At 43.1% G+C, this 22,626-nt stretch carries 22 protein-coding genes; 5 read left to right on the top strand and 17 right to left on the bottom strand.

The annotated features are described in order from the left end of the window. Positions 1–77 precede the first annotated feature (77 nt). The 3 genes from AC2VOY_RS14765 to AC2VOY_RS14755 all read right to left on the bottom strand — a co-directional run bounded on the left by AC2VOY_RS14765 (position 78) and on the right by AC2VOY_RS14755 (position 4,679). Positions 78–1,271, bottom strand: a complete 1,194-nt coding sequence (locus AC2VOY_RS14765; RefSeq protein WP_491833331.1) for an acetate/propionate family kinase — start codon at positions 1,269–1,271, stop codon at positions 78–80. Between the two features lie 322 nt (positions 1,272–1,593). Beyond that, the gene (locus tag AC2VOY_RS14760; RefSeq protein WP_491833330.1) at positions 1,594–3,471 is read right to left on the bottom strand and encodes a DEAD/DEAH box helicase; all 1,878 of its coding nucleotides are present in this window, start codon (positions 3,469–3,471) and stop codon (positions 1,594–1,596) included. Between the two features lie 254 nt (positions 3,472–3,725). Next, positions 3,726–4,679 carry a bile acid:sodium symporter family protein gene (locus AC2VOY_RS14755; protein ID WP_491833329.1) on the bottom strand — a complete coding sequence of 318 codons (954 nt, stop codon included), beginning with the start codon at positions 4,677–4,679 and terminating at the stop codon, positions 3,726–3,728. A 192-nt stretch (positions 4,680–4,871) separates the two neighbouring features. On the opposite strand from AC2VOY_RS14755, the gene rnb reads away from it, so the two are divergent. Then, positions 4,872–6,953, top strand: coding sequence for an exoribonuclease II (gene rnb, locus AC2VOY_RS14750; protein ID WP_491833328.1), 2,082 nt, complete (start codon positions 4,872–4,874; stop codon positions 6,951–6,953). Positions 6,954–7,024: 71 nt separating this feature from the next. Here the strand turns inward: rnb and AC2VOY_RS14745 are convergent, their stop codons facing one another. Then, positions 7,025–7,450, bottom strand: coding sequence for a DUF3024 domain-containing protein (locus AC2VOY_RS14745; protein ID WP_491833327.1), 426 nt, complete (start codon positions 7,448–7,450; stop codon positions 7,025–7,027). 295 nt (positions 7,451–7,745) lie between these two features. Here AC2VOY_RS14745 and AC2VOY_RS14740 point away from each other — a divergent pair, with 295 nt between their 5' ends. Then, a complete protein-coding gene (locus tag AC2VOY_RS14740; RefSeq protein WP_491833326.1) occupies positions 7,746–8,564 on the top strand; it encodes a phosphate ABC transporter substrate-binding protein in 819 nt (272 codons plus the stop codon). 128 nt (positions 8,565–8,692) lie between these two features. On the opposite strand, the gene AC2VOY_RS14735 is transcribed toward AC2VOY_RS14740, so the two are convergent. Further along, complete coding sequence (locus AC2VOY_RS14735) at positions 8,693–8,902, bottom strand: YtxH domain-containing protein (RefSeq protein WP_491833325.1); 210 nt, start codon at positions 8,900–8,902, stop codon at positions 8,693–8,695. A 104-nt stretch (positions 8,903–9,006) separates the two neighbouring features. Then, entirely contained in the window at positions 9,007–9,918 is a 912-nt protein-coding gene (locus AC2VOY_RS14730; protein WP_491834154.1) for an ROK family protein, read from the bottom strand. Between the two features lie 267 nt (positions 9,919–10,185). Here AC2VOY_RS14730 and AC2VOY_RS14725 point away from each other — a divergent pair, with 267 nt between their 5' ends. After that, positions 10,186–11,358: a DUF3541 domain-containing protein gene (locus AC2VOY_RS14725; RefSeq protein ID WP_491833324.1), complete on the top strand. Its 1,173-nt coding sequence runs from the start codon at positions 10,186–10,188 to the stop codon at positions 11,356–11,358. Between the two features lie 20 nt (positions 11,359–11,378). On the opposite strand, the gene AC2VOY_RS14720 is transcribed toward AC2VOY_RS14725, so the two are convergent. From AC2VOY_RS14720 to AC2VOY_RS14710, 3 genes are read right to left on the bottom strand one after another with little or no spacing between them, the layout of a single operon-like run. Next, the gene (locus AC2VOY_RS14720) at positions 11,379–11,696 is read right to left on the bottom strand and encodes an AzlD domain-containing protein (protein ID WP_491834153.1); all 318 of its coding nucleotides are present in this window, start codon (positions 11,694–11,696) and stop codon (positions 11,379–11,381) included. Further along, positions 11,697–12,461, bottom strand: a complete 765-nt coding sequence (locus tag AC2VOY_RS14715; protein ID WP_491833323.1) for an AzlC family ABC transporter permease — start codon at positions 12,459–12,461, stop codon at positions 11,697–11,699. Beyond that, a complete protein-coding gene (locus tag AC2VOY_RS14710) occupies positions 12,454–13,287 on the bottom strand; it encodes a TPR end-of-group domain-containing protein (RefSeq protein WP_491834152.1) in 834 nt (277 codons plus the stop codon). Before AC2VOY_RS14710 ends, AC2VOY_RS14715 begins: the two co-directional genes overlap by 8 nt. A gap of 729 nt (positions 13,288–14,016) precedes the next feature. Between AC2VOY_RS14710 and AC2VOY_RS14705 the strand changes: the two genes are divergently transcribed. After that, on the top strand, positions 14,017–15,444 hold the full coding sequence (locus AC2VOY_RS14705) for a toxin-antitoxin system YwqK family antitoxin (RefSeq protein ID WP_491833322.1): 1,428 nt from the start codon (positions 14,017–14,019) through the stop codon (positions 15,442–15,444). Positions 15,445–15,489: 45 nt separating this feature from the next. Here AC2VOY_RS14705 and AC2VOY_RS14700 read toward each other — a convergent pair whose 3' ends face one another. The 4 genes from AC2VOY_RS14700 to AC2VOY_RS14685 form a co-directional block, all read right to left on the bottom strand. Beyond that, positions 15,490–16,014 (bottom strand): NUDIX hydrolase, encoded by a 525-nt coding sequence (locus AC2VOY_RS14700; RefSeq protein ID WP_491834151.1) that lies wholly within the window; start codon positions 16,012–16,014, stop codon positions 15,490–15,492. A 148-nt stretch (positions 16,015–16,162) separates the two neighbouring features. Then, the gene (locus tag AC2VOY_RS14695) at positions 16,163–16,567 is read right to left on the bottom strand and encodes an OsmC family protein (protein WP_491833321.1); all 405 of its coding nucleotides are present in this window, start codon (positions 16,565–16,567) and stop codon (positions 16,163–16,165) included. Positions 16,568–16,576: 9 nt separating this feature from the next. After that, the gene (locus tag AC2VOY_RS14690; RefSeq protein WP_491833320.1) at positions 16,577–17,329 is read right to left on the bottom strand and encodes an alpha/beta fold hydrolase; all 753 of its coding nucleotides are present in this window, start codon (positions 17,327–17,329) and stop codon (positions 16,577–16,579) included. Positions 17,330–17,377: 48 nt separating this feature from the next. Continuing rightward, a complete protein-coding gene (locus AC2VOY_RS14685) occupies positions 17,378–17,767 on the bottom strand; it encodes a YccF domain-containing protein (protein ID WP_491833319.1) in 390 nt (129 codons plus the stop codon). Positions 17,768–18,000: 233 nt separating this feature from the next. On the opposite strand from AC2VOY_RS14685, the gene AC2VOY_RS14680 reads away from it, so the two are divergent. Further along, positions 18,001–19,086, top strand: coding sequence for a mechanosensitive ion channel family protein (locus AC2VOY_RS14680; protein ID WP_491833318.1), 1,086 nt, complete (start codon positions 18,001–18,003; stop codon positions 19,084–19,086). A gap of 146 nt (positions 19,087–19,232) precedes the next feature. Here the strand turns inward: AC2VOY_RS14680 and AC2VOY_RS14675 are convergent, their stop codons facing one another. From AC2VOY_RS14675 to uraD, 4 genes are read right to left on the bottom strand one after another with little or no spacing between them, the layout of a single operon-like run. Beyond that, on the bottom strand, positions 19,233–20,459 hold the full coding sequence (locus AC2VOY_RS14675; RefSeq protein ID WP_491833317.1) for a urate hydroxylase PuuD: 1,227 nt from the start codon (positions 20,457–20,459) through the stop codon (positions 19,233–19,235). 53 nt (positions 20,460–20,512) lie between these two features. After that, on the bottom strand, positions 20,513–21,046 hold the full coding sequence (locus AC2VOY_RS14670) for an ureidoglycolate lyase (RefSeq protein WP_491833316.1): 534 nt from the start codon (positions 21,044–21,046) through the stop codon (positions 20,513–20,515). A 28-nt stretch (positions 21,047–21,074) separates the two neighbouring features. Beyond that, the gene (gene alc / locus AC2VOY_RS14665) at positions 21,075–22,061 is read right to left on the bottom strand and encodes an allantoicase (protein WP_491833315.1); all 987 of its coding nucleotides are present in this window, start codon (positions 22,059–22,061) and stop codon (positions 21,075–21,077) included. A gap of 43 nt (positions 22,062–22,104) precedes the next feature. Then, positions 22,105–22,620 carry a 2-oxo-4-hydroxy-4-carboxy-5-ureidoimidazoline decarboxylase gene (uraD, locus tag AC2VOY_RS14660; protein WP_491833314.1) on the bottom strand — a complete coding sequence of 172 codons (516 nt, stop codon included), beginning with the start codon at positions 22,618–22,620 and terminating at the stop codon, positions 22,105–22,107. Between the last annotated feature and the right edge of the window lie 6 nt (positions 22,621–22,626).

Raw genomic sequence — 22,626 nt, 5'->3', positions numbered from 1 at the left:
ATATCCAGACATAAAAAAGTGAGCCCCTATTTCTAAAGGCTCACTTTTTTGTTTTGAGAAGAGAACGGTTATCTAGATTAGATACGCTCTAAACACTCACGTGCAATCACAAGTTCTTCGTTTGTTGGAATAACGATAACTGATGCATCAAGCATTTTAGAATAAGCAATCACGCCGCCTTCACCAAAGCGCGCCGCTTCGTCTGCTTTTTCATCTTCAACAAAACCAAAGATTTTAAGGTTTTTCAAGATTTCTTGACGAATTGGTAATGCGTTTTCACCGATACCACCTGTGAAGATGATGCCGTCTAGGTTATCAAGCGCTGCCATGTATGATGCAACGAACTTAGAAACTTTATAAGTGAAGACTTCAAATGCAAGTTTCGCACCTTCATGCCCTTCTTCCATCGCCTCCAAAATGCCGCGCGCATCAGAAGTTAGACCAGACACACCTAGGAAACCTGATTTTTTGTTTAGTGCGTCAAAGACTTTCTCTTGGCTCCAACCTTTTTTCAGTAGGAACTCGATGATGCTTGGGTCAAGATCACCAGAGCGCGTCCCCATCATAAGGCCAGCAAGTGGTGTGAAGCCCATTGATGTATCCACACTCTTACCTTCTCTAATCGCACATACAGATGCACCATTGCCAAGGTGAACAGTGATGAAGCTTGCGCTATCAACGTCTTTGTTCAAGATCTTCGCAGCTTCACGGCTCACATAGTAGTGGCTAGTGCCGTGGAAACCGTAACGACGGATGCCGTATTCAGTGTAAAGCTCATGTGGGATAGCGCCTGTGTAGGCTTTTGCAGGCATAGTTTGGTGGAATGCTGTATCGAACACTGCAAATTGTGGCAAGCTTGGGAAAGCATCGATTGCTGCGCGAATACCTTTAGCGCCTGCAGGGTTGTGAAGTGGCGCTAGATCTGTGATTGATTCTAGTTCAGTCAGGAAGTTGTCATCGATGCGTACTGTTGACGTGAATTTCTCACCGCCGTGAACGATACGGTGACCGACTGAAACGATTGCGTCTGTCAAACCATAATCAGCAATGATTTCTACTAAACGTGAAATTGCTTTACGGTGGTGATCATCTGTGCCTTCTAATTCTACTGTTTGCTTCTCACCTTGATATTTCCAGCTCATACGCGCTTCAGGAAGGCCAAAACATTCACCTAAGCCCGTCATAAGCTCGTCGCCAGATTCTGCGTTGATAAGTGCAAACTTGAGTGAAGAACTGCCTGAATTGATCACTAAAACATATTGATTTGACATAATAACTCTCTACTGATTGGTGAGGCGGTATCTTATGTTGAGAAAAGCGTACCGTCATATTCGATCCATCTATGAAATTGTATGCTAACTGTAAAAACTGAAAGCAACATGCAATCGCTGAAATGAATTTACTTAATTATGCCTCATTATTCAATGTTTTTTGAATCTTTCAACTGTTTTTATGTAATTAACTTTCAAAGTTGTTAATAAGTTTGATCCATCTCAAGGTTTGAATTATTTTTTGTAGCGAATAAAAAAAACCGCTGATCTCTCGACCAGCGGTTTCTATATCTAATTATTTTTAATCACTAATACTTAATGATTATGCGTCTTTAGCAGGACGACGTGTTTTTGGTCCACGGTTGCGGTCAAAACGACGTTCACCACTACGGGCACCTTCTTTATTGCCGCTGAAACGACGACCTTCGCCACGTTCACCACCACGGAAGTTACCGCCACCATTGCCACCATCACGACGAGGTGGACGCGCGCCATCACGACGACCACGAGACTCACGGAAATCATCAAAGTCACAAACCACTGCTGCCACTTCTTTTTGACGAATACGTAGTTTACGTAGTTTGCCAACTGTTTCTGAGCTCATTGCTTTTGGAAGCTGAACAAATGTATGTCCTGGTGCTAGTTTAATCGCACCAATGCCGTGTTTGCTTAGGCCAAGTTCGTTTGCCAGTGCGCCAACGATGTCTTTCACTTGAACGCCTTGCTCACGACCAACTTGCAGCTGGTATGTATCCCAGTCTTGCTTGCCGCCACCGAAGCTGCTACGACCGCCATCACGACCATCACGTTGCTCACGCGGTGAATCACGACGCTCACGACGACGTTTGTTTTCACGCTCGATAGCTTCGATCATAGGATCTGGGCCAGTGTAGAATAAAGGACGCTTACCTTGTTGACGTTTAAGTAGAATTGCTGCAAGTGTTGCTGCATCCACTTCTAGGCTTGCTTGCAGTTGCTCGATAAGCTCTGCAAAATTTTCAAGTGCTGGGCTATCTTTTTCAAGTGCTAGCTCTTGGCCTAGTTTCACAACACGTGCTGCGGCAACGTTTTCACGCTGTGGAAGTTGGATTTCTTCCATGCTTGATTTAGTTACGCGCTCGATGGTGCGAAGCATACGCATTTGGTTGGTGCGAACAAGTAGGATCGCTTTACCTTTACGTCCAGCACGACCGGTACGGCCGATACGGTGGATGTAAGACTCAACATCAAATGGAATGTCGTAGTTAAATACGTGTGTAATACGCGGCACATCAAGACCACGTGCAACAACGTCAGTTGCCACAAGAATGTCAATGCTGCCACGTTTAATGTTCTCAACGGTACGCTCACGTTGCGCCTGTTGGATATCACCGTGTAATGCTGCTGATTTGAAGCCACGTGCGCTTAACCAATCAGATAGACGCTCAGTATCTTGACGAGTACGAACGAAAACGATTGAAGCATCTGTTTCTTCTGTTTCTAAAAGACGCGCCATTGCTTCATCTTTTTCAACACCTTTCACAACCCAAAATTGTTGTTCAACTTTTGCAACTGTGCGGTTTTCACCTGCAACGTCAACACGTGCTGGGTTACGCAAGAAGCGGTCAACAATTTCTTTAACCATTGGCGGCATGGTTGCAGAGAACAATACGCGTTGCGCTGTTTCTGGTGCTTGTTCCATGATCCAAGTCACATCATCAACAAAACCCATTTTTAGCATTTCATCGGCTTCATCCAATACAAATACTTTGGTTTCATCAAGGTGTAGGCTGCGGCGGTTGATTAAATCTTTTACACGACCAGGTGTACCAACAACAATGTGTGTGCCTTTTTTAAGTGCACGCATTTGGTCAACGATTGATGCACCACCATAGATTTCAGTTACTTTAAGATCACGAATGTTTTGACCTAAAGTTTTGATTTCTGCAGCAACTTGAATCGCAAGCTCACGTGTTGGAGCCATTACAATTGCTTGTGGTTTATGTTGTTTTAAATCAATCTTGTTTAGAACAGGAAGTGAGAAAGCAGCAGTTTTACCAGTACCAGTTTGTGCTTTACCTAATGCATCTTTACCTGCAAGAAGGTGTGGAATAGAAGCAGCTTGAATTGGTGTTGGGTTAACAAAACCCATTGAATCAAGGGCAGTAAGAAGAGAAGAGTTTAGATCTAGATCGCTGAATTTAGTTTCAGTATTTTGCATGGGATCCCTTTATATCGGAGAAAAATTCGGTCCCATTAAGCTCGACTACTTCTAATACCTACCTGAAATTCGCGTCCATTTAAAAGTCATGGATGTGGTAGAAAAATGCTTTAAGCTGTTGCGGGACATTTGTGTAAGGGAGCGAATTCTACTGGAATTTTAAAAAAAAGCTAGTAAAAAATTGAGTTAGCTCACAAAAGTTATTATTTTTATTTAAAAAACCTAGTTTTTGCGAGCCTTTTATTGTTGCGTATTTATGCCTTGGAGGCGTCATTCAACTTAGGTTCTAACTCTTTAGTGCTAGCTGATTTCTTCGACCAAATGCCAGCTAAAATAGATCCAGAAATATTATGCCAAATTGAGAATAAACTGCCTGCAACCGCCGAAACTGGCGTGAAAAACTTCATCGCCAGCGCCACCGCAAGGCCAGAATTTTGCAATCCAACCTCAAAACAAACCGTGCGGCAGATTTTTTCATCAAAGCCAAGCAGTTTAGGCGTGAAATATCCAAAGAGCAGGCCAAGGCTATTGTGCATGATCACAGCTAAAATCACGATCGCGCCAACATTTTGAATCTGCGCCGCGTTCATCGCCATAATCACGCCAATAATAAAGACAATTAAAAGCATAGAAATAAGCGGCAAAATAGCTTCAATGCGGCGGGTAAAATTGTGGCAATAGTGGTTGATCAAAACTCCAGCCAGAACAGGTACAAGTACAATTTTAATCAAACTCATCAACATCCCCAGCATCGGCACATCCACGCTTTGACCTGCCAAAAGCTCAGTTAAAAGCGGCGTTAAAGCCACCCCAACCAATGTCGAGACGCACGTCATCGAAATCGACAGCGCCACATCGCCTTTGGCTAAATAACAAAGGACATTTGACGCCGTGCCGCCTGCAACTGTGCCAACTAATAGCATGCCAATGGTCAGTGGCGTATCAAAGGCAAAGACATGGCTGACAAACAGCGCCATCAAAGGCATCACGCTAAATTGCAGCAGCACACCAATCAAGACCGCGGATTTATGCTTGAGGACGTTTTTAAAGTGCGCAGGGGTTAATGTCAGCCCCATGCTTAACATGATTAACGCAAGGCATGGCACAATAAAACCGCTAAAGGCATCAAAAGGCGCAGGATTAAAATAAGCAAATGCTGAAAATAATACGGCCCAAAGGGGGAATAAGCGAATAATGATGGCAAGCATAATGAGCCTTTTGTGATAAAAATACACGCACATGAAGCGTTAGAATAAAAATTGGCGTCTATATTAAATATCTCTCCCCATTTTGCAACGCGAGAATATTGATTTGGCTCAAGAGAATATACTTTTGCCTCAAGAGCAAGTAAAATGCCTGCCAATATTTTAGTATATAAATCTAAATCCAATAGGACTCCAATGTTTTCAGACAATCCTTTGCTCGCGCAACTTAAACAACAAATGCAAGAAGACCTTCCAAAAAAAGAAGGGACAATCAAAGCAACGGAAAAGAGCTTTGGCTTTTTAGAAGTCGATAGCAAGACGCGCTATTTTGTTGCGCCGCCGCATATGAAAAAATGCTTACATGGCGATAAAGTCAGCGCGATTATTCGCACCGATGGCGACAAAGAATCTGCTGAGCCGCAAAGCTTAGTTGAAGATTCATTAACCCGTTTTATTGGACGTGTGCAGTTTTTCAAAAACCGTTTAGAAGTGGTGCCCGATCACCCGCAACTTAAAAAAGTCAAACTCCGCGCCAAAGCACGCAAAGGCTTAAATCCTGAAAACCTTGCCCAAGGTGACTGGGTGGTGGCGCATTTAACTAAGCACCCACTCAAAGGTGACGATGGTTTCTTTGCTGAAATTTCTGAAAAAATCACCGATGCAAATGACAAGATCGCCCCTTGGTGGGTCACCCTTGCGCAAAATGATTTGCCAAACAGTGAACCAGCAGGGATTGAGAACTGGGAAATCAAAGATGATAGCGAACTTGAGCGCCGTGATTTAACATCTGTGCCTTTTGTCACGATTGATGGCGCCTCAACCAAAGACATGGATGATGCCCTGTATATTGAAAAGCAAGGCGAGCGTTATAAGCTGATGATTGCGATTGCTGATCCAACGGCTTATATCACCCCAGATGATGAGATGGATAAAGTTGCCCGTGAGCGCGGCTTTACGATTTATCTTCCGGGTCGCAACATTCCGATGCTGCCACGTGATTTAGCTGACGATCTTTGCTCTCTTAAAGAAAACGAAGAGCGCCCGGCTTTATGTTGTGAAGTCATGATTGAAGCCGACGGCAGCATCTCTGATGAGATTGAGTTTTTTGCCGCAACTGTGAAATCACACGCACGCCTCGTCTATGAGCATGTATCAGATTTCTTAGAAAACGGCAGCAGCGAAGATTGGCAAGGCAGTGCTGAGATTTGCCAAATTGTGCAAACCCTACATGAATTTGCGCTTGCGCGTGGTCAATGGCGCAGCCAAAATGCTGTTGTCTTCCCTGATCGCCCAGATTATCGTTTTGAGCTCAGTGAAGATAATGATGTGATTGCGATTCACGCTGATATGCGCCGCAGCGCGAATAAACTGGTTGAAGAAGCGATGATCACCGCCAATATTTGCGCCGGTCGCCGTTTAAAAGAAACCTTCAACTCTGGTATTTTTAACACCCATGCGGGCTTAAAATCTGATCGCATTAAAGATGTGGTTGCCTTAGTTAACAATGTAGAAATGAATAATGCAAACACGGATGCAGATGAAACGGGAAGCGCGGCAACAAGCGAACAAAGCAAGCCAGAATTTAGCGCAGAATCTGTCGTCACGCTGGAAGGCTTTAGCGCGATGCGTCGTTATCTTGCAAGCCTAAACGAAAGCTACTTAGATAACCGCATTCGTAAATATCAAGCTTATAGCGAAATTAACCATCAGCCAGAGGCGCACTTTGCAATGGGCCTTGATATCTACGCCACCTGGACGTCTCCGATTCGTAAATATGGCGATATGATCAACCATCGCATGCTTAAAGCTATGATCCTTGGCAAAGAGCCTGTACAGCGCCCAGATGAGTCGATTGGTGAAGAGTTGTCACTGCATCGCCGTCAGCACAACATGGCAGAGCGTGGCGTGGGGAATTGGCTGTATGCGCGCACCTTAGCCGCTGATGTAGAAAACAAAACTGTGTTTGAAGCAGAGATTTTTGATGTCAACCGCGCCGGCATGCGCGTGCGCTTAACCGCCAATGGCGCCAGTGCGTTTATTCCGCTAAGCCTTGTTTTAGATGATAAAGAGCGCATTAAAGGCTCAACTGAAGAAGGCACAGTGACCATTGATGAGAGCATCAAGTATAAACTTGGTGATACGCTGAATGTGCAACTGGTTGAAGTGAACCAAGCACAGCGTAACTTAGTCGCTGCACCGCTAGAATCGTTAAGCGAGGAAGATAAGCAAGCGGATGCAATTGTGCATAGCTCTGAAACTGGCTCTGAAACGAAATAAGCAGCTAATCTGAATCAAACAAGCTAGGCGCGAGATTGGCCTAGCTTTTTTATTTCTGCTATAAAATGATGTTAATGATTGGCTTCCCAGATAATATTGAGGGGATCAATTCTTAAAATCTCAAGCAATGCTTGGGCCTTAGTTTTATCCGTGCAACTTGGACTGCTTAACTGCTTGCAAGCATTTTGCAGCGCGGGTGGCAAACTCGTTTGCTTTTCACAAAGACGTGCAACCGGATAAATCAGCCACTGGCCTTGCGCATCGATATAAAACAACTGCCAAGTTTGACTCTTCTCATCTGATTCTATTTTAGCAACATCAATAACTTGAGTAAAATGCAGCGCATCCACAGGCAAAACACCAATCTGAAACATAAAGCACTCTGCTGCACAATCAAGTAAGACTTTGCCCACTTCACTTGGACAGTTTTCATTACGAAAATTGCATACCTCTTGCGCCTGATGCTTAATTTGATGCCAAGTAAATTCACAGGTCATAGTCGCCCCTCTAAGTTATTGATTACCTAAAGCATAGCTGAGTTTGGCAGATTCACTTATATCAGACTTCTATAATAACCATTTGGCGAAGAAAATCTGATATTTCACAATAATTTGCGAGCTAAGTTCAAGCAAAATATCCCCGCTTTATTTTACTTTTTTGTGCCAGTCCTTTAAAAACACCAAGCTAAACAGCCCCCTCTCGTCACAAATCTGTCATCATTTTGTCTTATAATTTCGATTTAGATCACTTTTATGCCGCTATTGGCAAACTTTTACATAAATGGAGTAATTCATGGTTCGCATCGGACTTGCCGCTATCCTTTCTCTTTGTCTGGCAACAGGCGCTCAAGCAAAGCAAATTATTGTCTCAGGTTCAACCTCGGTTGCACGTGTGATGGATGTGTTGGCAGAAACCTATAACAATCAGCATCCGGATGATTTTATCGCTGTACAAGGCGTAGGTTCAACCGCTGGCATCACTATGGTGCTCAATAAGGTGGCAGATATTGGTATGTCTTCGCGTTATTTAACCGAAGAAGAAGCACAAAAGAAGCTAGATCATATCAATATCGCAGCAGATGGTTTGGCGATTGTGGTCAACCCAGAAAACCCTGTTAACAACCTTAGCCAAGAAGACTTAGCTAAAATTTATCAAGGTAAAATCACTAACTGGAAACAAGTCGGTGGTGAAGATAGAGAAATTGCAGTGGTGACCCGAGAAGCATCTTCAGGGACTCGCTCAAGTTTTGAAAGCCTACTTGGTTTAACCCAAATCATTAAAGGCAAACAAGTGTCTGACATTAATCCACAAAACCTTGTGGTGAATAGCAACAGCATGGTCAAAACACTTATCAACCATAACCGTCAAGCAATTGGTTTTGTTTCCCTTGGTTCGATTGAACCTTCTATCAAAGCGATTGATATAGAAGGCATTCATCCAACTAAGGCGAACATAGTGTCACACAAATACCCATTATCGCGCCCATTTTTAATCGTGACGCGTCAAGGTGACATCTCAGCCGAAGCGCAAAAGTTTATTGATTTCTTGCACTCAGAGAAAGCGCAAAACCTGATTGAACAATATGGTTACGCAGCGGTGCACCTGAAATAATCTTGCTACAAGTTTTGATAAGCAAGTTCATCAAGCAGATATAAAAAAGCCTCCTAAGTCACAAATGTGCAATTAGGAGGCTATTTTTATAGCAAGTTAAATAGCTATGGTTAGCTTATTATGCTCACTTAATTAGATTCTTTCAGACCATTTAGCTTTTCGTTTGCTTTATCTGATAACTCAGTGAAGCTAGATTTCAAATCGCTATTTGCATCTTCTAGTTTATCTTGCACACTTTCCATCTCACGCATATTTAGTGCATCTAAGATCTCATCTTGATAAGTAATGCCAATATAAACACCTGCGGCTACCAATGCAGCCCAAATAATCAAACGCATCTTTTCTCCTAAATCATTTGATTTGTAAATAACGTTTTGGATTTTACAGGAAAAGCTAATGAAGTCTACGAGTTAACATAAAAATAACTTATTTTTAATGTGCCTTAAGCATGACGCATCGTTTGTGGCAACCATGCTGCCCCGCGCACCCCGCTTGAATCACCATATTTTGCTGCAACTATCTTGGTATTACAACGTTCGCTACATAGGTAGTTGAGCACTCGATTTAACACATCTGGATAAATACTGTTAACATTTGACATCCCACCGCCTATAACTATGGTATGCGGATCAAGCAGATTCATCACACTTGCAAGACTACGTGCGAGCATATCAATAAAGTTTTCATAGTGTGCGATCGCGTCTGGATCCCCCGCTTCTTTTAAAGCAATAATTTCAGGTGAGGTATAATGGGTTTGATGATTTAGATTAAAGCGCGTTTGAAAACCCGTGCCAGAGATAAAGTTTTCAATACACAAAGGTTGACCACAGTAACACGGCGTGCAGTCGCCATCTTGCGCTTTATCATAACTTGGTAATGGGTTATGCCCCCATTCGCCAGTAATTGCATTTGGCCCGACAATTAATTGATGATTAATCACGATACCACCGCCGCAGCCTGTCCCTAAAATCACGCCAAAAACGATCGGTGCACCACTTGCAGCCCCATCCATTGCCTCGGAGAGTGTAAAACAGTCGGCATCATTGGCTAAAAACACCTCTTGGCCCAAGGCATAGCTCAAATCTGATTTCAGATCTTTACCATTTAAGGTCAAAATATTGCTATTTTTAATCGCTCCGGTATCAGGGCTAATCGCGCCTGGCAATCCCGCGCCAATACTAAAGCCTTCAGGATAATAACGTTTGGCATCTGAAATTAAGCGTACGATGGCATCAATAAAATCTGGATAGGATGTTTTTGGGGTTGGCGTGCGCTTACGAAAAATCACCTCACCTTGTCTATCCATCACAATCGCTTCTATTTTTGTTCCACCAATATCAAGTCCTAGGCGCAGCATAAATTATCCTTTATTGTTATAAAATGCTTTGGTATATCCCCAACGCCTTGAATCGACAAAACTGTGGCATCACTGTTCGCGATAAAAGGCAATGCTATATAAATACCATACTTATGCTCAAAAAGGACTAGACATAAATCAAAACAAGACTAATCTAAAATTAATTTATCGCGAAAATTTATCTCATGATTTTTGCTCTCCTGCGACAAAAAAAACTTATAAATAGAGAGATATACCATGAGATCTCTTCAAAAAGGATGTTTTATGTTTGCAACCACCTCTCGATTACGTCTTCCAACTTATTTAGCCTTAAGTATTGCCTGCCTATTTTCGACCGCTTTAGCAGCAAAAACAGCTTCCACAGCGACGCTTGCGCCCACAAGTATTTCAACTCAAGCGCAGTCAAGCAGCAGTCTTACTCTCAAATATCAACAGCAAGCCGAGACTATACGCGAGCAGTTTGAAAAAGAGCTCTTTACTTTAGCGCCATATACTCAAGCTCATTATGGGTTGCGTATGTACCGCCAAACCCAAGACCCACGCTACTTGCCAGCGATTTGGTCAGACTTAGCGCGTGTGGCCAGTAAACTAAATACTATCAGCAGCAAAATTGACCAAACCGATGCCTTTGATGCTTATATAAAAAGACGCAACCAGAGCTTTGATAATGCCAAAACCACACGCAGTAAACTGCGTCAGCAAACCTTAAAATATCATCCTGATTATTTGGTTTATGGGGTGGATATATTAGGCGCCATGGCGCGCGCAGATGAATATGAGCTGATGGGGCTTGCAGATGAGAAACTCAAAGCAAAATTAAAACAGGCTGATTTTAAAACCTATTTTACCGATGAAGGCATGATCAAAGCCTGGGCGGCGCAACTTGCAAATCAAGTCTATTGGCTGCGCCAATTAGATGTTGCCGACTATACTCAAGAATTTAAGCAAAGTTTTCAAAGCACTTATCCAGATGCGAAGGATAAAAGCTTAAGCGATCAGCAATTTTCAAATAAAATTTACGGCTTAAGTCATATTATTTTTGGCGCAACGGAATATTATCAGCATCAACTCGATGAAGAAGAATTTGCATGGATTTATGACTATTATCGCGCCAATATTGATGAAATTATCCGCAGAACGAAGCCGGATGTGATTGCAGAGGTGGGGATTAATTTTTTACTCGCAGGTTTAGATGATGATCCTGTGGTGGCGAAAACCCAAGCGGCAATCAGCCAAGCAATCGACCCTGAATATGGGTATATCCTTTCCACCCAAGGCAGCCCAGATAAGGATAGTGGCGAGCACAGAAATGTCTTAGCTATTATGCTGTTAGATTGGCAAGGCGCGCGTGCTATCCCAAAACTTAATCGTAAAGATAACACGCAGCCTGTAATTAAAAATATTCCGTATGGCTTAAAAGCAAAACCAGTGTCGTAACACCTATCGCTTTCAAGTCGCTAAGCAAGTAGATTCATTTTTAAGACAAAAAACACAATCATGCTTAGCACACTGGTCAATAAAATATTTTTTGTAAAATAAGCGAGCCCTGCGGCTAAAATAGCGCCAATTAAATATGGGTTATCTAAGCCAAGGGCAAGCTCACCCTCAGGAAAAAACACAATTGGCACCCAAATAGCGGTGAGAACCGCAGGGCTTGCAAAGCTTAAAATCCCTTGCAAGTGCGGGTGCAATTTAATTGGTAAATTCGGCGAGAGGAATAAATAACGACTCGCAAACACAATCAAGCTTAAAATTATTATTGTGAACCACATAATTTATTCCTTATCACTTGCTTGGGTGGATGAAACCTCAGCGCTATATTGCGCAGCATCCCTTGCATCTTGCTTGAGTTTGCAGACATAGCCAGCTAACATCGCTAGAATACTGGCGATCATCAAGCGTCCTGAAACTTGAAAATACTCAAGTAGCAGGCTCGCCCCAAGCGCCACTAGCACAGTAACAAAAATAGGTTTCGTTGTGACTTTAGGTAAAATAAGCGCAATAAAGGTCGCTGCAACTGCAAAGTCCAAGCCATATTGCTCAAGATTAGGGATATTGTGCCCTGCAAAAATACCGGCCAAAGTCGCGATATTCCAAGTCAGATAAAAACTCAAGCCCCCGCCCAAGGCGTACCATGGTTCAAACTCTTGCTTAGATTGATGCCCACAAATCGCAAACAACTCATCGGTTAATAAAAACCCTAACGGCAAGCGCCAACGCAGTGGCATATCTTTGATTTTATCGCGCATCGCAAGCCCATAAAGTAGATGCCTTGCGGTGATAAGTAAACTTGTTAGCATTAAGCTCACTAGTCCTGCCCCAGCCTTCACCATACCTGCCACCACCAATTGTGCGGCGCCAGCAAACATAAATAAAGACAAACCTTGGCTTTGAAAGAGAGTAAAGCCGGCATCTATGGCAAATGAGCCTGCCAAAATGCCCCAAGGGATCACGGCAATGGACAGTGGCAACATTGCCACACAGCCCTGAAAAAATGATTTCAAACGAGTTTGGCTCGCCAACACACTACTGTTATCCATTACAAACGTCTGCACTCTCGATTAAGTTGTCAAAATTTTCATTGCCATGTAGGGATTCAAAATCCGTTTCTTCTGCCGCCAGTTCGCGCAATGAGCAACTCGCTTCAATCGCCAAAGCTAAATCAGAGATGGCTTGCTCTTCTACGCCAAGTCGTGCATAAGCACAAGCACGTTGATAGAGCGCATGCGCGTTACTATCATCCACCTCAAGAACGCGATTACAAATGCTTAGCGCCCAGTGATATTGCCCCATCGCCATTGCGGCATCAGCCTTATAGGTCAAGGCTTCGAGATCTCCGGGACGGATTTTTAAGATTTCATCATACACTTCGATTTGCTGCTCTGGGGTTTGCGAGCTCTGCGCGCGCAGCCAAAGGTTATGCACTTCGTTAATAATTTCAATTTCACGGTTATTTTCTGAAATGATCCGTGTTTTACGTTTTAGATCTCGCTCCAGTGCGCTGAACTTTTTCTCATACGACATGGCAATTTGGTTTAAACGCTTATCCGCCATTTCTTTGGTATTGTGCTTAATTTCTTTAAGTGACTGCCAGCCAACCAATGCAACCAAAGATGCAACACCTGCAATAATATAGAAGAAATAAGTGACCGTCACATTCGCATAATTTAGAGACTTATCCGCCACACTTAACTCACGGTCGGTAATTTGGATAATCAAACGACGTTCTAGATCTTGTTGTTGAAGACGAATATCTTTGAGTTCATCTAAGATATAACGCTCCATTAAAGGACGGTCGAGCAGCTCACTAGTCGAGTATTTGGCCGGATCAGCGGTTTGCTGCTTTTCTTTCGCTTTGGCTTCAATTTGTGCCAGTTTAGCTTTAATCGCTTGCAGATCTTGTAAGCTTTGGTTGTGATCGTCAAGCGCTGTTTCACGCACTTTGGCTTGCGCTTGTTCACTTTGCCCAAGCTGCGTCACTGCAGGCGCAGCGGGCACCGAATCGGCTGACTCTGATTGCGCATAACTTGCCAAGGAGAAAAGTCCCAATACAAGCACGAGTCCTATCTTATATAGATTAGCGCTTAGATTTAGCTCTAATTTAGTGTCAAAGTGCATAGTTATTCCTTTAATATTCTTCTACTTACTGTTAAAACAGACGCGTATTGATAACCCAAATACTCGCTATATTTCATCACAATAAGCTTAAATTTACGTCCCAAACCTATCATAACACACTCTTCTAGTTAGTTTTGCTTCACTCTTTGTTCACCCTGTGTAACTTTTCTAAGCCGCCAATCAAAAACATTGAGCCCACTAACAAAAAACCTATATCAATTCATCATACAAATGTATGAAATGTGACATTTATTCATTTTGGCAGATTAAAACTCTCAGAGATCACATTTAGCTAGTTTAAAACAGATTTACACACCATTAATCCTTTATATTGTAAAGGATATAGTTATCACCCTCTCGCGCTGATTTTAAGCCGGTGTTGTGGTCTGTTAATTGATTTAATATTTATCTAAAATGCACGCAAAGTTACTTAGTTTAGCTTTCTTCGCAGTGCTTAGTTCGGTCTAAAGGTTATGTATGCGCTCTTTTTATCTCTTCTTACTATCAAGCTTATTCATTAGCTTTCAAAGTGTTGCAAGCATATATCTAGATAATAACTGGCACCCAACCGAGCGCAGCGAGAGCGCAAAATTTTATCTAGAAAAACCGCTTATTCAAGACGACTCGCAAGCACTCTGGCCGGTTAAACTTTTTTACCTCAATGGCGAATTACGCTTTGAGGGTCAAATCACATCCCCCTCGTTAACCGATGCAAAAAAAGTGGGCGCATTTAAATTTTACCATCCAAATGGTCAGGTCGAACAAGAAGGCAAGTTCAATGAACATGGTCAATTTGACGGTGACATTAATTGCTATGATCCCCAAGGTAACCTCATTCAGACCGATCACTATATCAATGGCCAATTAAGTGGCATGTCAAAGCGCTATTACGCCAATGGCAAGCTCAAAGAAACCTTTGCTAACTTCGAAGGAAAGCGTCACGGTCCAGATATTTTTTACACCTCAAATGGCGAGCTGTTGCGGCAAAAACATTTTGAATATGGCCAACTAGACGGCTCACAATTTGAATATTACCCAAATGGGCAAACCAAATCGCGCACCAATGTTATTGCGGGCGTGCGTGATGGTGCACGCCATGTGTGGGCTGAAAATGGCGTCTTGACCTCTGTGGTATATTTCAAAAATGGCCGCAAACAAGGGCAATTGCGTGAATACACAGATACTGGCATTTTAATTAAAGAGCTTAATTATAATGATGGGCAACTCGTTGGGCTGCAACGTTATTACTTCCCTGATGGGCGAGTGAAATATCAGCGTCATTTTCAATCACCAAATAAACTCACCCGCGAAATCCAATACAACCAACGCGGTCAGCTTATATCTGAGATTAAAATTAGTTATCAGGGAGAGGATACCACCACAGTCAAAAGCATCTATCGTGATGAAAAACTCGTGTCACATTATTTTTTAGATACTAAACAACAACATGAAATAATTGAACGCTATAACGATAATCAACAAATGATTCATCGACGCGAGTATAAACATCAACTTAAATTTGGCCGCTGGATTAAACTGCATCAAAACAATATTCGTTATCCATCTTACTTAGAAAAAACTTATTATATTAATGATGATAAAAACGGTTTATTTGTGCAAGAAACCTTAGCTGGGGAATTATTAGTCAAAGGGCGCTACAAAAATGACAAACGCCTTGGGGACTGGCATCTTTATACCCCAAATGGCGAATTAATTGCCAAATACGTTTATAATAAATCAGGTGAATTGGATAAACATAAAACCCACATCTTCGACCCTGAAAAGAAAGATGATTTATTGCTCTTTTATGGTGAACAAGCGCTGCAAAGCCGCTGTTATTATAGCCTTGAACATGAAAAGAACGACGATTCACTGAATGGTTCTAATCAAGTTCGCGGTGTGTAGCGAGTCTTGTCACACCGCGTTCATTTAGCATCAAGCTAGGCTTAGTTAAATTTTGCCCGCAGCAATCAGCTCAAGCAAATAAGTTTCACGCTCAATACTCATGCCTTTCTTTTCACTGGTTGCTATCGTTTGTTTATTATAAGCAATTGCTTCATGGATATTTACCCATTTAGCTTGCATCCCATTATGCACTTCATAATGCTCAAGTGAAGTATCACCAAGATCTTTATCAACGCAGCAGCGATAGCAATACGAATACATCTGCATAATTTTGGCGTCGGCTTTATACCAAGGGCGATACTCTTCGTAAATCCCAACCGCTTGCACGTCACGAATATTTTGCGCGCCAGTTTCTTCACTTAATTCTCGCATCATCCCCTGCACCGGATCTTCGCCTTGATCAAGGCCGCCGCCTGGCAGTGAATAATCTTGATACCTTTTAGTATGCATCAGAAGAATATCATCACCGTCACACACAATTGCTCGTGTCGCATGGCGGGTAAGCATTAAGTTTGGCTTCGTAAGTAACGTTTTGACATCTGGGTGCACCGCAATATTTAACACCGGCATCTGCGAGAATAAGGCTTCAATTTGCGGACAAAAAGGCAGATTTTGCTGCTTATTTTGCAATAAAGTGTCGCTGGCTAACAAGTCGGCTTGTTTAAAAAGCGAATCTTCAAGGGCAATATCATACTTAGGGTCAAGCGTGGCAAAGTTCTTAAACGGCATGAATACTCACCGAATGCGTCATTTCAACACCAGCGCCAAGCATCAAGCAAACCGAGCAATATTTTTCGAGCGAATCTTTCGCCACTTGCGCAACGATTTGTGGGTCTAAGTCTTTGCCAGTCACATCAAAATGAATATTGATTTGGGTAAAGATGCGCGGCGCAGTCTCGCGTCTTTGCGTGGTCAGTTTAGCGACGCAAGCCGTCACAGCTTGATTGGCAGATTTAAGCCCATCGATCACATCGACAGAGCTGCAACCACCCGCTCCCATCAAAACCATTTCCATTGGACTTGGGCCTTTCGCGCCGCCTTGACCATCCATTAAAACACTATGACTAGAGTCAGATTGACCTAAAAATTCGAGGTTATTCACCCATGTGACTTGTGCTTGCATTCTAATACCTTATTTTTTAAGAGAATGAAGAAATGTATCTTGTGGGGGATGACATATATGCGCCACCACAAGTTCTGGATCTGTGATCATAGCTTCATGATCGCTTGGAATTCGTGAGACAGGCCAGCCTAAGAATGTTTTGATATAGGCGATGCTGATACTTGCCGTCAACATATTTGATAATGCGCACTCAATATAGCGGACATTGTTTAAAGTTTTTAACGGTCTTTTTAATGGCATTGGCTCTTCATAGCAAGCCACTGGATGTGGCGTTAGGTTGGCATCCATCCATTCCCGATGCGCTTTTGGGATCCCCATATCTCTTGACGGCGTGGCATAAAAACACATCACACCTTTGTGCATAATGGCTTGATCCATGCGAATACAGCGCAACTCGTTTGACCACACGCTTTTCGCTATTGCGCCTTGATCGCAAATCAAACCGTTTAACAAAATGACTTCATCAAAGCGCCCCGGCATGGCTTCATGCAACGCGAGCGCAATCAAAGCGCCATAGCTGTGGGCCACAAGTGTGGTTTTACCTGTTGGCAGCGCCTTAATATAGCTTTGCATATCTTTGATTTGCGCCGATAAGTCAACCCCTTTCAATGAGGATAGCTCAGCTTGGCGCGCACCCAGCCCCAATAAGGTCGGCGTATGTATCTTTGCTAATGGTTTTTCTTGTTGCAGCAATGGGACAAGTTTGTCCCAACACCAACCACCATGTAATGCGCCGTGGATCAGCACAAATTGTTCTGTCATGTCCCGTCCTATTGGGGGTTCATTTGGATGAGTCATCGCAAATCTTGATTAATCTTGAATTGGCACAACGGTTTGACCGATCGGCGCAATCGACACAACAGCAAGTTTTAAGTGCTGGATACCAAACGGGATCCCGATGATGGTACAAAAGCAAAAAACAGCCGATGCCAAGTGACCGATTGCTAGCCAGATGCCAGCTACAATAAACCACAAAATATTACCAAGGGTGCCGAGTGCGCCTGTGCCGATATCTTGTTGTGGACGCTTCACAACTTCATTCCCAAATGGGAAGAAAGTAAACTGACCGATGACAAAACACGCTTTGGCCCAAGGAATTAAAACAATCGTCAAAATGCATAGTAAGCCAATTAACCACCACATTAGGCCCATGAAAATGCCGCCAAAAACAAACCAAATAATATTTCCAAGTAAACGCATAGTGAAAGCTCCATTAAAGTGTTAAATCTAGGTTAATGAAAGTTAGGCTTTTATTCAAACGATTTTATGCTTAGGTATATAAAAATTATTTTTAATACAGAAACTTAATTTTATTTGATGATCTATCCCAGTATGCCTATAGAGAATTGTCGCGTTTTTTGACACAATAGCGACCATTTTACATCAGAAGCGCTTAAAATGCTTCATTTTGACAAACAAACCTGAGGTTACGTATGAACAACTGGGTTGAATCTATTCAATCTTATATTATTGAAAATAGTGAAAAGTGGACCACTGATCTGTTTATCTCAATATGTATCAGCATTGGGCTTTGGTTTTTGTGGAAAATCATTTATCGCCGTTTGTTCAATTTAGCCAAAAAAACTCAGATGATTTGGGATGATGTGATCTTAGTCGCGCTTAAAAGCCCTGTCAGCATGTTGATCTGGAGTTGGCCGACCTTAACAGGGATTGAGCTGATTTTAAAAATGAAGTTTGCCTATACCGCGCCTTGGATTGGTATGCTGCAACAATTTGTGCTGATCATTATTCCCACTTGGGCATTGATGCGTTTAGTGCGCAATGGTGAGAAACAATACCTCAAAGATCCAGAAAAAGATCCAACCACCATTCATGCGGTCGCCAAACTGCTAAAACTGGTGATTGCGTTTTTCTCGATTCTTACCATACTTCAAACCTTTGGCTTAAGCTTATCCGGCCTATTAACCTTTGGTGGTGTCGGTGGTTTAATTACGGGTATGGCAGCCAAAGATTTACTCTCAAACTTTTTTGGCGGCTTGATGATTTATCTTGATAAGCCATTTAAAGTTGGCGATTGGGTACGCTCGCCAGACCGTAACATCGAAGGCACAGTCGAAAAAATTGGCTGGCGCGTGACCTCACTGCGCACCTTTGATAAGCGTCCTTTATATGTGCCAAACTCTGTCTTTGCAAATATAGTGGTAGAGAACCCATCACGCATGCATAACCGCCGCATTAGTGAAGTCGTTGGTTTGCGTTATCAAGATAATCAAAAGCTTGAAACGATATTAGAAGAAATCAAAACCATGCTAAAAAACCATCCAGATATCGCGCAACATCAAACGATTATCGTCAGCTTTAATAGCTTTGGCGCTTCATCGCTTGATTGCATGCTTTATGCCTTTACCCGCACCATTGATTGGGTTCGCTATCAAGAAGTCAAACAAGATGTGCTACTAAAGGTCATGGCGATTATTCACAAGCATGACGCAGATATTGCTTTCCCAACCCAAACCCTGCATTTAGAAAGTGATTCCCCTGCGCTCACACAAGCCTAACGGTTTGAATCTGTTTTTTTAAAACGATAAGCAAAAAAAATCCCGCAATACGCGTTGCCAAATTGAGGTCCAAGACACATGGCTACGGATGCGGGATTTTCTTTTTAGCGCTCATATTTATCTAAGAATATGTCAGCAAACTTGGTTTATAAATTTGCCCCAGCTTTTACCCAGTCAATCACAAGCTTACGCTCATCATCTGTCATCTGAGTGATATTGCCTAACGGCATGATCTTGCTGCTCACTTGCGACTCAATTTGAGCCGCGTGAGATTTGATCTCCTCTGGTGTATCCAGCAACACCCCAAGTGGCGCGGTGGCAAAGAGATCGCTCGTTGGCGATGCCGAGTGACACGTGGTGCAGCGCTCATGGATCACAGCTTCAACTTGGCTAAACCCACCTTGTACAGGCGCCGCTTGCCCTGCTTCAGCCGCTTTTTGTGCTTGGACAATTTCACGCACTTTATTTGGCTTAGGATCCATATTATTTGAGGTCACAAAAGCAAGCGTTATCATCCCAAGCGCTGCCAATGGCAAGGCCCAAGCAAATTTTTGCGTTGCATGGCGGGTGTTAAAGTAGTGACGCACCAAAATACTAAAGAAAGCAATCCCTGCTAAAATCAACCAGTTATACTCACTGCCATAAGTACTTGGGAAGTGGTTACTGATCATAATAAAAAGCACAGGTAGCGTCAGGTAGTTATTGTGACGCGAGCGCAACAGCCCTTTTGCTGGCAAGCTTGGATCTGGCGTGGTGCCGGCTTTAATTGCGGCGACTAAATTTCGCTGCGCCGGCATAATGATAAAGAACACATTACCAACCATGATGGTGCCGATCACAGCGCCAACATGGATATAGGCCGCGCGACCGCTAAAGACTTGACTAAAGCCATATGCCGCCCCAACAAGCGCAACAAAGAGCACAATGCCCAATAAAACAGGGGTTTTGCCTAAAGCCGAATCACACAAAAATGTATAGATAATCCAAGCTGCGGCTAGAGATGCCAAGCTTATACCTATCCCTTGCAGCGCGCTTAACTCTGAGCCAGGCAGCAGTAAAAATACCTTGGCATTTAAGTAATACACCACACTTAACAAGGTCACGCCGGTGATCCATGTAAAATAGGCTTCCCATTTAAACCAATGCAAGTGCTCTGGCATTTTTTCAGGCGCAAGTTTGTATTTTTCTAGATGATAAATACCACCGCCGTGAATAGCCCATAAATCCCCAGTTAAGCCATCTTTGGGATTGACTCGGTTGAGGTTATTTTCAAGCCAAATAAAGTAAAAAGATGCCCCTATCCATGCAATCCCAACAATCATGTGTACCCAACGCACCATGAGGTTGAGCCATTCTACTATGTGTGCATCCATACACTTTTTCCTTCTTCTCTATTTTACTATCACTAATCACTTGAGTTATTTTTCTAAGACGTTGAAAATGGTAAAGATGCAAGATCTAAAGACCAAAAATCCTCTGGCTGTAGAAAAACTTCGTCGCAATTTTTGCCATTGCCTTTGCGATCAGCAATTAAAAATTTATCATTATCAGTTAACGCTAATACCGGATGGTGCCACACCCCTTTGTGATAATTCACGCCTTGGCTACCATCGGAATAAAAAGCTTTAATTTGTGACGGATCCAACTGCTCGGTTTTTGGCGCGACCACGATTAAAAATGGCTGCCCCAAAAGAGGCACAAAGGCTTGCGAACCAAGCGGATGACGTTCCATCATTTGAATTTCGAGTGGATAGTCCAAACGTTTCGCTTCAAATATGCTTAAGATCGCGCGCCCGCCACCGTCTTCAACATCCACTAAAGCAAGATCATGAAAGCGCTTGGTCGAGCCATTATTTATCATAAAATATTCGCTCGTTTGCGTTTGGATCACATCCCCAAACGGTGCAAAGCTTTCTGGGGTCAGTGGCGCTATCTCAAGTTGGCGTATTGAATCCGTCATTTGTGTTTACCCTTAATCCGTTGTTGGTTTAATCCACTTTGTTGCCAAGCACACGCAAACGACTCACGCCGCCATCTGGGAAGATATTTAAGCGGATATGCGTAATCGCGCCAAGTTGGGCTAAATCACTAAACTCATGGATATGATCTGCGCTTAACTTTTGGCTAGGCAGCAGTTCACGCCAAAAGAGGCTTTGGGTTTCGATTTGATCGTCCGTACCACCTTTCACAAAGGCAGCTTGAATCGAACATGAGTCAGGATAGTTGCCTTTAAAGTGCGCCGTATCGACAATGATTTTTTGCGCTTCACAGGCATGTCCAAGGGCGATGATCACCCAGTCATTACCAGGCGTGCGGCGACGTGCGGTTTCCCAACCATCGCCCATATTTGCGCCTCGATTTGGCGCAAGTAAGTTTTGCATCACGCCAAAGTGCTCATCACTACAAGCGAGTGCACGACCGCCATTTTCAACTGCTGCAAAATCAAGTTGCTCAGTGCCGACTTGTTCCCAATCAATATGCGGTTGACCATAGACGCGCAGACGCGCTACACCGCCATCAGGGTAGATATTAAGACGAATATGAGTAAAAATCTCTTGTGATTCAATCGCATGCAAATGGTGATGATCACCTTGTAGGCTTTGCGCAGGTAGGATTTCTTGCCATATTGTATTGTCATCAGGATCGCCGCTTGCCACAAAGCATGCTTCGACTGACGCACTCGGTGGGTAGTTGCCGGTAAAGTGACTAGTATCTATGTCTAAGCCAAAAATCTCGCCCGGCATCGCAAGGCGCACGATGCAATAGTCATAGCCCTCACAACGCTTACGACGTGACTCCCAACCATCCATCCATTTGCCATTTTCATCATATACATCCGGCTTAAATACAGCCGCATCATGGCTGAGAAGACGCTGTTTATCGGCAAAAAAGTCATCTGTGGCATAGATTGCTACGGCGCCAAATTTGGCATCGGCAAGGTTAATTTTTTTTGTAAACTCAACTTCCTGTGTCATGCTTTCTTCCTTGTTAAGATTAAATTTTTATCTATAAAATAGGTTAAAGATCGGCTAAGCGGAATGCTGCAATCTTATTAATTTCATCAATTGCGCGCTCAAATTCTTGCTCAGGGCTGTTTTCAAGGCGGGTTTCAAATGCCGCTAAAATTTTATATCTATCTGCGCCACGCACAGCCATAATAAACGGAAAGTGAAACTTGTCTTTATAGGCTTGATTAAAGAGCTGAAACTTTTCAAATTCTTGCGCTGAGCAAAGATGAATGCCGGCGCCTTGCTGCTCTGCGCTGGACTCAGCCGTCAGCTCACCTGCGACCGCCGCTTTGCCTGCTAGATCTGGGTGCGCTAAAATCACTTGCAATTTGGCTTTGTCATCTGCGTGAACAAAAATGCGCGCAAGCCGTGCTTGCAAATGCTGTATTTGATTATCTTCTTGGGTTAACCCCTCATCAAACGCAGCTTTGGCAATCCATGGGCTGTGCTCATAAATGCTGCCAAATGTTTGCACAAACTCAGCTTCACTCATTTGACTTGGGGTGCAAGTTTGAAACTCTGCCATCATCTT

Source organism: Vibrio sp. KMM 9700, assembly GCF_058545285.1.
Note: the sequence above shows the minus strand (reverse complement) of the source record. Positions and strands in the feature narration are given on the sequence as shown.